Source organism: Pseudomonas sputi (genome assembly GCF_021603585.1).
Lineage (GTDB): Bacteria > Pseudomonadota > Gammaproteobacteria > Pseudomonadales > Pseudomonadaceae > Aquipseudomonas > Aquipseudomonas sputi.
On record NZ_BQHI01000028.1, the window covers coordinates 31,685 to 42,677 of the forward strand.

Below are 10,993 nucleotides of genomic sequence, written 5' to 3' on the forward strand. Positions count from 1 at the left end.
CGAGGCACGTTGTTGTATGGTTGTGGTCGAACCGTTGAACCCAAGATTGAAAGGATATCGCCATGCTGGACTGGAAGAACCGCGCGGGCAGCGCGCCTGAACGTGCCGCCGAGCCCAAGTCGGCCACCCGCAGCTATGTCGGCGGGCTGTTGTTCAGCCGGGCGCTGGCCACGCTGGTCGCCATTTACCTGTTGGTGACCATTGCCCTTGGCTGGTACTGGAGCCAGGAGCCGGCGCTGTTTCCCGTCGCGCAGAACGCCCAGGTTGCCGCCGAGAAAGAGGGCAGGCAGATGGTGGTCGGCTACACCACCGTCGAAACCCTGAAAACCGTTGCCGGCACTTTGCTCGACAAGCCAGGTGGCTACATTTCCAACGACCGTTTCCCGCCTGGCCTGTGGATGGACAACATGCCGAGCTGGGAATACGGCGTGTTGGTGCAGGTCCGCGACCTGACCCGCGCCTTGCGCAAGGATTTCGCCCGCTCGCAGTCGCAATCGGCTGAAGACGCCGACCTGGCCAAGGCCGAGCCGCGCTTCAACTTCGACAACAAGAGCTGGATCCTGCCGTCCAGCGAGTCGGAATATCAGGAAGGCATCAATTCCCTGAGCCGTTATCAGGCGCGCCTGTCCGACCCGGCCCAGAAAAGTGCGTTGTTCTATGCCCGCGCCGACAACCTGAACAACTGGCTGGGTGATGTCGGCACTCGCCTCGGTTCTCTGTCGCAACGCCTGTCGGCCAGTGTCGGCCGGGTCAAACTCAACACTGCGCTGAAAACCGAAGTGCCGGCGGTGGGTGAAGTGCCGCAGGTCGACGAGGAAGTGGTCGAGACTCCCTGGATGCAGATCGACAACGTGTTCTATGAGGCCCGTGGCCAGGCCTGGGCGCTGTCGCACCTGCTGCGCGCGATCGAGGTCGATTTCGCCGACGTGCTGGCGAAGAAGAACGCGACCGTCAGCGTGCGTCAGATCATCCGTGAGCTGGAAGCGTCTCAGGAACCGGTCTGGAGCCCGATGATCCTCAACGGCAGCGGCTTCGGTGTGCTGGCCAACCACTCGCTGGTCATGGCCAACTACATTTCCCGGGCCAACGCGGCCGTGATCGATTTGCGTCAACTGCTCAATCAGGGCTGAGTCATGGACGAGAGCGCCAAAGAGGCGGCTCACCGCGCCGCTTCGGATGCCGAACAGATCGCCTGGGTCGACGAGCAGGACAACCTGCTTGGTGCGCTGGTGCGTTCGGACCTGCGAGAACGCGGACTGATCGGCCGTGGTACCTACATCATGCTGTTCAACTCCGCCGGTGAGCTTTGCGTCCATCGGCGTACGTTGAGCAAAGCCATCTATCCCGGTTACTGGGACGTGGCGGCGGGCGGCATGGTGCAGGCGAACGAGACCTACGCCGAGTCGGCGGCCCGTGAGCTGGAAGAAGAGTTGGGAGTGAGCGGCGTCGAGCTGACGGCTCACGACCACTTCTACTTCGAGGACACCGGCAATCGCCTGTGGTGTTCGGCGTTTTCGGCCGTGTGGGACGGGCCGCTGATCCTGCAGCCGGAGGAGGTGCTCGAAGCGCGCTTCATTCCCGTCGAGCAGGTCATGCGGGAAATCCGGCAAAAACCTTATTGCCCGGACTCTCTGGCCGCGTTGCAACGCTATTTGAAGGCGCAACAAAGCGACGTCGCAAAGAACACATAAATTGGCGCCGATTGGCACTTAGCAATCGGCGTTTTTGCCGTTACACTGCGCGACCTTTTCAAGCTGTGCCGGTCCGCTTTCAGGAGCTGATGGCACAGTAGCGCTGCCCCTGCCTGAGTGGGGCTTCGCGGTCGATAGCCTTGCCCGAGGCTGCGATCAGTCTTTGTCCTCCCGAGAGGATTGCCGGTGGCCAAAAAAGCCGCATCCTTCGCCGCCCTGGGCGGCCTGGTATTTTCCACCGACGCAGGTCGTCATTGCCCGGAATGCAGCAAACCGGTGGACGCCTGTATCTGCAAGCAAACCGTGATTCCGGCCGGCGACGGCATTGCCCGCGTGCGCCGCGAGAGCAAGGGTCGTGGCGGCAAGACGGTGACCACCATCACCGGTGTGCCCCTGGCCGAAGACGCACTGAAGGAGCTGGCGACAACGTTGAAGAAACGTTGCGGCACTGGCGGTGCGTTGAAAGACGGGGTCATCGAGATTCAGGGCGACCATGTCGAGCTACTGCTGGCCGAACTGATCAAGCACGGTTTCAAGGCGAAGAAGTCCGGCGGCTAGCAGCCTCTGTGAAACCCACCGGCGGCTTGATTCAGCTCCAGAGTCCCTGGGTCTGACGTCGTTTCCATGGTTTTCACAGAGCCTGTTCATGAACGGTTTCTAAACTCAACGCAGTCAGCGCGGTCTACCGCCCCGCTGACGAACCGTCATTTTCATTCTTTAGACTGCGCCGGCCTGCGATCAGGCGACGCACTATGACTTCTTTATAGGGGACTTCGATGTCCGTACGACGCACACGCAAAGACGATGGCAGCCAATGGACAGTTGCGGACAGCCGCAGTGTTTACGGGATTCGCCATTGGGGGGCCGGGTATTTCGCGATCAATGACGCCGGTCGCGTCGAAGTTCGTCCGAACGGCCCGAGCAGCTCGCCTATCGATCTGTTCGAACAAGTCGACCAGTTGCGCAAGAGCGGCTTGTCCCTGCCGCTGCTGGTGCGTTTCCCCGACATTCTGCAAGACCGTGTCCGTCAGCTGACCGGCGCGTTCGACGCCAACATCGAGCGTCTGGAGTATCAGAGCAAATACACCGCGCTTTACCCGATCAAGGTCAACCAGCAGGAAGCGGTGATTGAAAACATCATCGCCACCCAGAACGTTTCGATCGGTCTGGAAGCCGGCTCCAAGCCTGAACTGCTGGCGGTGCTGGCGCTGGCGCCGAAGGGCGGGACCATCGTCTGCAACGGTTACAAGGACCGCGAGTTCATCCGTCTGGCGCTGATGGGCCAGAAGCTCGGCCACAATGTATTCATCGTGATCGAGAAAGAATCGGAAGTCGGTCTGGTGATCGAAGAAGCCGCCTCGCTCAAGGTCAAGCCGCAGGTCGGCCTGCGCGTGCGTCTGTCGTCCCTGGCGTCGTCGAAGTGGGCGGACACCGGTGGCGAGAAATCCAAGTTCGGTCTGTCGGCGGCGCAACTGCTGTCGGTGGTCGAGCGTTTCCGCGCGGCGGGCCTGGATCAGGGCATCCGTCTGCTGCACTTCCACATGGGTTCGCAGATCGCCAACCTGGCTGACTACCAGCATGGCTTCAAGGAAGCGATCCGTTACTACGGCGAGCTGCGCAACCTCGGTCTGCCGGTCGATCACATCGACGTCGGTGGTGGCCTGGGTGTGGACTACGACGGTACACACTCGCGCAACGCCAGTTCGATCAACTACGACATGGACGATTACGCCGGTGTCGTGGTCGGCATGCTCAAAGAGTTCTGCGACGCGCAGGCCCTGCCGCATCCGCACATCTTCTCCGAAAGCGGCCGCTCGCTGACCGCGCACCACGCGATGCTGGTGGTGCAGGTGACCGACGTCGAGAAACACAATGACGACGTGCCGCAGATCGAAAACAAGGAAGCGCTGCCGGAAACCGTGCAGTGGCTGGTTGACCTGCTCGGTCCGACCGACATCGAAATGGTCACCGAGACCTACTGGCGCGCCACCCACTACATGAGCGACGTGGCCGCCCAGTACGCCGACGGCAAACTGACCCTGGCCGAGAAAGCCCTGGCCGAGCAGTGCTACTTCGCGGTGTGCCGTCGTCTGCACAACTCGCTGAAGGCGCGTCAGCGTTCGCACCGTCAGGTGCTGGACGAACTCAACGACAAGCTGGCCGACAAGTACATCTGCAACTTCTCGGTGTTCCAGAGCCTGCCGGACACCTGGGCGATCGATCAGGTGCTGCCGATCATCCCGCTGCACCGTCTCGACGAAGAACCGCTGCGTCGCGCGGTGCTGCAGGATCTGACCTGCGACTCCGACGGCAAGATCAACCAGTACGTCGACGAGCAGAGCATCGAGACCAGCCTGCCGGTGCACGCGCTGAACGAAGGTGAAGACTACTTGCTGGGCGTGTTCCTGGTCGGGGCCTATCAGGAAATTCTCGGCGACATGCACAACCTGTTCGGTGACACCGACTCGGTGAACATCTACCAGAACGCCGACGGCAGCGTGTACCACGCCGGCATTGAAACCCACGACACCATCGAAGACATGCTGCGCTACGTGCACCTGTCGCCGGAAGAGTTGATGACCCACTACCGCGACAAGTGCGCCAGTGCCCGCATCAGCGCCAGCGAGCGTACCCAGTTCCTCGATGCATTGCGCCTGGGTCTGACCCGCTCCTCTTACCTGTCTTCCTGAGGCCAGGTTTCGCTTTCATCTGGTTGTCTGAAATTGTTCCGCCCATCGCGGACGTTTCAGATAACCGGGTGAGACGCTTCTTTTTCTCTTCGCGAAACGGCCTGCTTCCGGGCGAGCAAAGTGACGTCGTCTGCTTTTCGCGTAGGTCATTTCCGAATTTGTAGTTCGGCCCTCTACTCGGCCATGGGTCTCGGCGAGAATCCCCGCCCGCCCCCCTGTAGAGATTCCCTCCATGTTCGATCCAGCCGACGAGCCGTCGTTTCGTCTCGATGTAGCGGGCCTGTCCGACTCGCTTGAAGTCCTGGCATTCACGGGTTGCGAAGCCATCAGCGAGCCTTTTGCGTTCGAGATCGACGTGCTGGTCAATGATCCGCACCTGGACCTTGCCGGGCTGATGTATCGTTCGGCGCGCCTGTGTTTCGGGCCTGGTGACAATGGTGTTCACGGGCAGTTGCACAGCCTTGTCCAGCATGAACAAGGACGCGGTGCCCGGTTGTGCCGGGCGCGGCTCGGGCCGCGGTTGAGCTGTCTGGGGCTGCGCTTCAGCCAACGCATCTTCAGCGACCGCTCGGTGCCGCAGATTCTTGATCAGGTGCTCAGAGAGCACGGCATCAGTGGCAACTGGCGCCGGTTCGATCTGCAGGCTGTGTATCCGCCCCGGACATTCTGCACCCAGTACGGCGAGTCGGATCTGCAACTGGTGCAGCGGTTGTGTGGGCAGGCACGCATTCACTATCACTTCGAACATGGGAGCCGAGGACATTGCCTGGTGTTCGGGGATGACCCGGCCCGGCTGCCGCGCGCCGGCAATCTGCGATTCGAGGGCGAACAAGGGGAGCGGTCGCCGACAGTGCGCCGCTGGCAACTGGGCGAGCACGCGTGCCTGCACGCAGAAGGCTCGCGGCGAACACGTACGGCGCAGGGGCACTCCGACTCGCCAACCCTGCGCAGTGGCCAATGGTTGACGATCTCCGGCGAGCCCCTGGCAGACGCGAATACGCAATGGCTGGTGAGCCGAATCGAGCACCGGGCCGATCAGTCACTCGAACCGCCCTACAGCAACAGGATTTTTGCCGCTGACCAGTTATCGACATCCCGGTCATCCGTTGACCACCAGGGGGCGCGCATGTGCAGCCCGCAACGTGCGTGGGTGGTGTCGGTCGAGGAAGCGCAACCTGATGCCGTGCGGCCGGTGGCCGTTCAGTTCGACTGGCTTTATCAGGGCGAGGGGGCCCGTCCCAGCCACTGCTGGCTGCCGCTGGCTCCGGCGTTGGCCGATACGCCGATGGCATCATTGAAGGACGGGGTCGAGGTGGTGGTGAGCTTTCTGGAAGGTGACCCCGAGCGGCCCGTGATCAGTGGCGTCTTGCAGGCCCCGGCACTCACCGAGGCCATCGAGGATGACGCACCGTCACCGCTGCCCGAACACCTGGATATCACGGGCTTGCCTCAATGGTTGAAGGCGGCCGAGCCTTTGTTGTTGCTGTGCCTGATACCGGGGGGCGGCAGTTATCGCCATTGCGCGGCATCACTGTGCAGCTGTCGATTGGTCGCCGGGCTCAAAACGAGCGACGGAAGATGAGCGTCGCGGCTCCCGGGCAACGTGCGCAGTGGTTGCTGCTGGACATCGCACAGGCACCGCAGGCAGTGAAGACGTTACGCCAGGGATTCTCCGGTGTGAACAGCCTGAAGCTGTTTGACGGTACCGAGTTTGAGCCGGCCAGTGAGCAAGGACCATGGCTGGTGGACCTGCGCGATAGCCCTGCGCTGTCGGCGCTCTGCCACACCGACCCGCTGACCTGGCAAGGGCTGTTGCTGGGCAGCGACGCTGCGGCGCAGGCATTGCGCGAACACTTGCAGCGGATGCTGACCGTGTCCATCGGCCTGAACCACCGGGCACTGCTCAATTTCTACAATCGTCAGACCGCCAGCTACTTTTTCGATGCCTGCGATGCCCGGCAATTGAGCTGCTGGCTTGGGCCGATCGGATGGCTGCGCTGGTTCGGCGGGACCTGGGCCGATCTGGCCGGCGGCAGTCAGGGCTGGCAGCAACTGCGCAATCCGGGGCTGGCCGTGGAGCCGCTGCGGATCGAGCAAAGCCTGACCCGCCGACAGCGTGAACGCTTGCATCGTTGTCTGCTGGATCAGCATGTCTGGCGCTGGAGTCAGGCGACGGGGAACGACTATCGGCTGATGTCAGCCTTTCAGGAGCAAGGCCTGGCGCTGGGGTTCAGCGAGCAGGCGCTGCTGGACGACTGGTTGTGGCTGCGGTTGCAGCATCCGCGTGCCGAACTGATGCCGCTGCCGCAAGGTTTGACCCCACGGGAGCGGCTCGAACTGTTACGTCGGCGCTGGCTGAATGATCCGTCGTGAGGCGTCGCTTCAGTGAGCGGCACCGTTGAACCAGCCATCGGTGCGCCGCAGCCACCACGCCAGTCCCCCGAGCGTCAGGCTGCGCAGCACCATGAACAGCAGGAATGAAATCCACAGGCCGTGATTGCCCAGACCTTGGAGCGCCCAGGCGATCGGCAGCAGCAGAATCACGGTCGCCAGCATGCCGTTGCGCATTTCCCGGGCGCGGGTGGCACCGATGAACAGGCCGTCGAGCAAGTAGCTCCAGACCGCGATCAACGGCAGGACGGCCAGGTAGGGCAGGTAGATGAACGCGGTATCGCGCACGCTCTGGATGTCGGTCTGCATTGCGATGAACAAGTGGCCGGCCAGCAGAAACAGTGCGGCAAAGCCCAGGCTCGCCAGCAACGACCAGCCACCGGCAACCACCAGCGAACGACGCAGGGCCAGACGATCCCGGGCGCCGATGGCGTGGCCGCACAGGGCTTCGACGGCGTGGGCCAGACCGTCCAGTGCGTGGGCGGTCAGCAGCAGGCCGTTGAGCAGCAGCGCGTTGGCCGCGACCGTGGCATCGCCGAGCCGGGCACCCTGCACGGTGATCAGGAAAAACACCGATTGCAGAGCCAGGCTGCGAATGAAAATGTCGCGGTTGACCGCCAGCAGCGGACGCCAGCTCTGCCAGACCTTCAGTGCCGCCCAGGCGATGTGGCCGGGATAGGCACGAAGCGCCTTGCGGGTCATCCACAGGCCGAGCAGGGCGCCGCTCCATTCGGCGATCACCGAGGCCCGCGCCGAACCGACCACGCCCCAGTCCAGGCCGATCACGAACCACAGGTTGAGCACGATATTGATCAGGTTGGTGCTCAGCAGAATGGCCAGCGGCGCCCGGGCGTTCTGGGTGCCGAGGAACCAGCCGACCAGCGCATAACTGGCCAGCGCCGCCGGCAGCCCGAACAGCCGGGTGTGGAAGAAGTCGCGGGTCAGCTGATCCAGTTCCGCCGACGGTTGCATGAAGTGCAGCGCAACCCCGCTCAGCGGTACGCCCAGCGTTCCGAGCAGCAGCGCCAGCCCCATCGCCAGCAGCAGACCCTGAAGCAGAATCTGTCGCAAGGCCGCACCGTCGCTGCGTCCGGCGGCCTGGGCGGCGAACCCGGTGGTGCCCATGCGCAGAAACCCCATGGCCCAGGCCAGAAAGGTATACAGGCTGGCGCCCACCGCCACCGCGCCCAGCTGATGGGCGTGGGGCAGATGGCCGATGACGGTGCTGTCGACCAGTGCCACCAGCGGCACGGAAATGTTGGACAGGATCATGGGGGCGGCGAGGGCCCAGACCCGGCGATGGGTCGGGCGATCGCGCCAGTCGGCGATCAGGTTGGACATGCGGGCTCCTTGGGGAGCGGCATTGTAACGGGAGGCGTCAGTGAATGATCCAGCTCAGCAGCCACAATCCCAGCAGCAACCAGATGATCCCGGCGATGATCGAGGCATTCATGAACGCGCGAATCGCCGACCACAGCAGCATCAGGCCGACGATCAGCGCGATGATGCTGATGATCGAGGTGTCCATGCCCAGCGCCTTCGACAGCCCGTCGACAAAGTTGCCACCGGCGTTGCCCAGCAGATTGAACAGGCCGCTGAGGCCGTCGACGATGAAGCGGATGATCGAGCCGAGCGCCTGCCCGAGCCATTCGAAAAAGCTTTCTACCTGCATGTCTGTTTCCTGATGAAAGAGCTGAGCCTTGGGCCGCAGCGAGGGCGGTCGAGTTCCCTGCAAGCATAGAGGGTTTTACCGGGCGACTGGCGCTTGCCTTCGCTCCGCATCCCCCCGAAGCTATACGCCTTCAGGAGAGCCCGATGAACCTTGTTGAACTGACCGAACGCCTGCACGCCATTCGCGACCGCAATGACTGGCGGCAATTTCACAGCCCGAAAAACCTGGCCATGGCCGCCAGTGTGGAAATGTCCGAACTGGTGGAAATCTTCCAGTGGCTGACCGAAGACCAGTCCCGCGAACTGCCGGCGGACAAACTCGCCCACGCCGGCCAGGAAGTCGGCGACATTGTTCTCTATCTGTTGCTGCTGTGCAGCGAGCTGGGCCTGGACATGAATGAAGTGGTGCGCAGCAAACTCGCCGACAGCGAACGGCGGTTCAGCTGATGAGCGACCGTCATTTCGACCAGTTGGCGACCCGTTTCGCCGAGAAAATCTACGGCGGTGCCAAAGGCGCGATCCGTCTCGCGGTGCTGCAGGCTGACCTCGCCGAAGCCTTGCCGGATCGTCCGTTGCGGGTGCTGGACATCGGTGGCGGCCTGGGCCACATGTCGTTGTGGCTGGCTGAGCGCGGGCACGAGGTGACCTTTACCGAGCCGGCCGAACCGATGCTCGAAGGCGCACGCCAGCGCTTTGCCGAAGCCGGGCAAACCGCGACGTTCATTCAAGCGCCCTGGCAGGAACTGCTCGGCCAGCTCACCGAACCCTACGATCTGGTGCTGTGCCATGCGGTCCTGGAATGGCTGGCCGAGCCCCACGCGATCCTGCCGGTGCTGCATCAGTTGACCAAACCCGGCGGCTGGCTGTCGCTGGCGTTCTACAACCGCGATGCGCTGATTTACCGGAACCTGCTCAAAGGCCATTTCAAGAAAATGCGCAAGAACGACATGGCCGGCGAAAAGCAGAGCCTGACCCCGCAGCAGCCGCTCGATCCACGGGAACTGGCGACGCAACTCACCGGGTTGTGGCAGGTCGAAACCCAGAGCGGGGTGCGGGTTTTCCACGATTACATGCCGGTGGAATTCCAGGCCCGCGCCGAGTTGACTGATTTGCTCGAGATGGAACTCGCCCACCGTCGTCACCCAGGCTTCGCCGGGCTTGGGCGTTACTTGCACTGGATCTGCCGGCCGATCTGATCGGAGCGAGATATGAAAGGTCATTCAGGGTTACTGCTGATCTGTCTGGGGTTGGCCGCTTGCCAGGGCAGCAACCCCTACGTAGCGCAGTCGCGACCGTTGCCGCCGGCCCCTCCGCAGGCAGCGACCACTTTCGACCGCAGCGCTTATCCTGCGCCGCCTCGGGATTACGGGCGCTATCGCAGTTGGGCGTGGCTCAACGGTCAGCTGCCGCCGGGCACGGCCTGGGCGGATTCGGCGCAAGTGGCCGAAGCTGTCAGCAGTGCGCTGGACCAGCGCGGCCTGCGCCCGCTGCATGACAACCGCCCCGCCGATCTGCTGGTCAGTGCCCACCTGAGCCTGGAAACCCGCCTGCGTCAGGTGCAGGACGATTACGGTTACTACGGCGGCGGATACGGCGGTTATGACCGTTACGGCCGCGGTTACGGGATGTACAACACGGTGCCGATCGTGCGTACCTATCAGGAACAGGTCGTGGTGGTGCGGGTCGATCTGTTCGACGCCGGCAGTGGTCAACCAGTCTGGAGCGCCAGCGCCGAAACCGGCACCCAGGGCAAGCAAAGTGATCGCACCGATGCGATTCGGCAGGCTGTCGAAAAGGCCCTGTCGGCGTATCCTCCCGGTTAGCCTTCTGCAAATGAAAGCGCCCTCAGGTTCATGTCTTCCACCGGAGAAAAACCATGTTCCGCCGTCTTGCTTTACTGGTCGTGGTCGCGCTGCTCAGTGCCTGCGCCTCGAACCAGGTCAATCATGATTTCGACGCCAGCCGCGACTTTGCCGCTTATCGCAGCTGGAGCTGGAAAGACCCCGCCCTGCAATACCGCCCCGATGATCCACGGATCAAGAGCGACCTGACCGAGCAGCGCATCCGTCAGGCCGTCGCCGATCAACTGGATCAGCGTGGCCTGCGCCCGGCCGCTTCGGGCGCCCGAGGCGATCTGTTTGTGCAGACCTACCTGATCGTCGAGGACCGTCAGCAACAGGTGACCACCAACTACGGCGGCGGTTGGGGCGGCCCGTGGAACGGTTACTGGGGCGCCCCGATGTACAACGAAACCCGCAACATCACCTACAAGGTGGCGACCATTCAGGTCGATCTGCTCGATGGCAAGGACGGCAAACTGGTGTGGCGCGGCAGCGACGAGCAAATGCTCAGCCGCACGCCGAACCCGGCGGATCGCAGCAATGCCATCCGCGAAACCGTGGCGCGGATCCTGTCCAACTATCCACCGCGTTGAGTCTGTTGAAAAAAGTACGGGAGCCAGATGGCTCCCGTTTTTTATGGGCGGGTGAGAATGGCGCGTTGCCGGCAGTGTTGTCTGCGCGTGTCTACACTCATACCCATCCATGGAGG

At 62.8% G+C, this 10,993-nt stretch carries 12 protein-coding genes; 10 read left to right on the forward strand and 2 right to left on the reverse strand.

Annotation, left to right across the window (positions count from 1 at the left end):
• Positions 1–62 precede the first annotated feature (62 nt).
• The 6 genes from L6D81_RS25290 to L6D81_RS25315 all read left to right on the forward strand — a co-directional run bounded on the left by L6D81_RS25290 (position 63) and on the right by L6D81_RS25315 (position 6,754).
• Complete coding sequence (locus L6D81_RS25290) at positions 63–1,130, forward strand: DUF2333 family protein (protein WP_236182382.1); 1,068 nt, start codon at positions 63–65, stop codon at positions 1,128–1,130.
• A gap of 3 nt (positions 1,131–1,133) precedes the next feature.
• Positions 1,134–1,691, forward strand: coding sequence for an NUDIX hydrolase (locus L6D81_RS25295; protein ID WP_236182383.1), 558 nt, complete (start codon positions 1,134–1,136; stop codon positions 1,689–1,691).
• 186 nt (positions 1,692–1,877) lie between these two features.
• A complete protein-coding gene (locus L6D81_RS25300) occupies positions 1,878–2,249 on the forward strand; it encodes a translation initiation factor Sui1 (RefSeq protein WP_041068080.1) in 372 nt (123 codons plus the stop codon).
• Between the two features lie 218 nt (positions 2,250–2,467).
• Positions 2,468–4,381: an arginine decarboxylase gene (gene speA, locus L6D81_RS25305; protein WP_011332271.1), complete on the forward strand. Its 1,914-nt coding sequence runs from the start codon at positions 2,468–2,470 to the stop codon at positions 4,379–4,381.
• A 232-nt stretch (positions 4,382–4,613) separates the two neighbouring features.
• On the forward strand, positions 4,614–5,963 hold the full coding sequence (locus L6D81_RS25310; protein WP_236182384.1) for a type VI secretion system Vgr family protein: 1,350 nt from the start codon (positions 4,614–4,616) through the stop codon (positions 5,961–5,963).
• Positions 5,960–6,754 carry a DUF4123 domain-containing protein gene (locus tag L6D81_RS25315; protein ID WP_236182385.1) on the forward strand — a complete coding sequence of 265 codons (795 nt, stop codon included), beginning with the start codon at positions 5,960–5,962 and terminating at the stop codon, positions 6,752–6,754. Before L6D81_RS25310 ends, L6D81_RS25315 begins: the two co-directional genes overlap by 4 nt.
• Before the next feature lie 9 nt (positions 6,755–6,763).
• Here the strand turns inward: L6D81_RS25315 and L6D81_RS25320 are convergent, their stop codons facing one another.
• Positions 6,764–8,113, reverse strand: coding sequence for an MATE family efflux transporter (locus L6D81_RS25320; protein WP_236182386.1), 1,350 nt, complete (start codon positions 8,111–8,113; stop codon positions 6,764–6,766).
• A gap of 37 nt (positions 8,114–8,150) precedes the next feature.
• Complete coding sequence (locus L6D81_RS25325) at positions 8,151–8,444, reverse strand: hypothetical protein (protein ID WP_007951010.1); 294 nt, start codon at positions 8,442–8,444, stop codon at positions 8,151–8,153.
• A gap of 143 nt (positions 8,445–8,587) precedes the next feature.
• Between L6D81_RS25325 and L6D81_RS25330 the strand changes: the two genes are divergently transcribed.
• Genes L6D81_RS25330 through L6D81_RS25345 form a run of 4 tightly spaced genes read left to right on the forward strand, consistent with a single transcriptional unit; the run spans position 8,588 to position 10,877 of the window.
• Entirely contained in the window at positions 8,588–8,890 is a 303-nt protein-coding gene (locus L6D81_RS25330) for a MazG-like family protein (protein WP_011332275.1), read from the forward strand.
• Entirely contained in the window at positions 8,890–9,639 is a 750-nt protein-coding gene (locus L6D81_RS25335; protein WP_236182387.1) for a methyltransferase, read from the forward strand. The genes L6D81_RS25330 and L6D81_RS25335 overlap by 1 nt, the downstream gene beginning before the upstream one ends.
• A gap of 12 nt (positions 9,640–9,651) precedes the next feature.
• The gene (locus L6D81_RS25340) at positions 9,652–10,266 is read left to right on the forward strand and encodes a DUF4136 domain-containing protein (protein WP_236182388.1); all 615 of its coding nucleotides are present in this window, start codon (positions 9,652–9,654) and stop codon (positions 10,264–10,266) included.
• 53 nt (positions 10,267–10,319) lie between these two features.
• A complete protein-coding gene (locus L6D81_RS25345) occupies positions 10,320–10,877 on the forward strand; it encodes a DUF4136 domain-containing protein (RefSeq protein WP_236182389.1) in 558 nt (185 codons plus the stop codon).
• Positions 10,878–10,993 lie beyond the last annotated feature (116 nt).

Coding starts and splice junctions, on each gene's coding strand:
- L6D81_RS25295 (WP_236182383.1), top strand. CDS start 1,134: ATGGACGAGAGCGCCAAAGAGGCGGCTCACCGCGCCGCTTCGGATGCC.
- L6D81_RS25335 (WP_236182387.1), top strand. CDS start 8,890: ATGAGCGACCGTCATTTCGACCAGTTGGCGACCCGTTTCGCCGAGAAA.
- L6D81_RS25330 (WP_011332275.1), top strand. CDS start 8,588: ATGAACCTTGTTGAACTGACCGAACGCCTGCACGCCATTCGCGACCGC.
- L6D81_RS25345 (WP_236182389.1), top strand. CDS start 10,320: ATGTTCCGCCGTCTTGCTTTACTGGTCGTGGTCGCGCTGCTCAGTGCC.
- speA (WP_011332271.1), top strand. CDS start 2,468: ATGTCCGTACGACGCACACGCAAAGACGATGGCAGCCAATGGACAGTT.
- L6D81_RS25320 (WP_236182386.1), bottom strand. CDS start 8,113: ATGTCCAACCTGATCGCCGACTGGCGCGATCGCCCGACCCATCGCCGG.
- L6D81_RS25340 (WP_236182388.1), top strand. CDS start 9,652: ATGAAAGGTCATTCAGGGTTACTGCTGATCTGTCTGGGGTTGGCCGCT.
- L6D81_RS25310 (WP_236182384.1), top strand. CDS start 4,614: ATGTTCGATCCAGCCGACGAGCCGTCGTTTCGTCTCGATGTAGCGGGC.
- L6D81_RS25290 (WP_236182382.1), top strand. CDS start 63: ATGCTGGACTGGAAGAACCGCGCGGGCAGCGCGCCTGAACGTGCCGCC.
- L6D81_RS25325 (WP_007951010.1), bottom strand. CDS start 8,444: ATGCAGGTAGAAAGCTTTTTCGAATGGCTCGGGCAGGCGCTCGGCTCG.
- L6D81_RS25315 (WP_236182385.1), top strand. CDS start 5,960: ATGAGCGTCGCGGCTCCCGGGCAACGTGCGCAGTGGTTGCTGCTGGAC.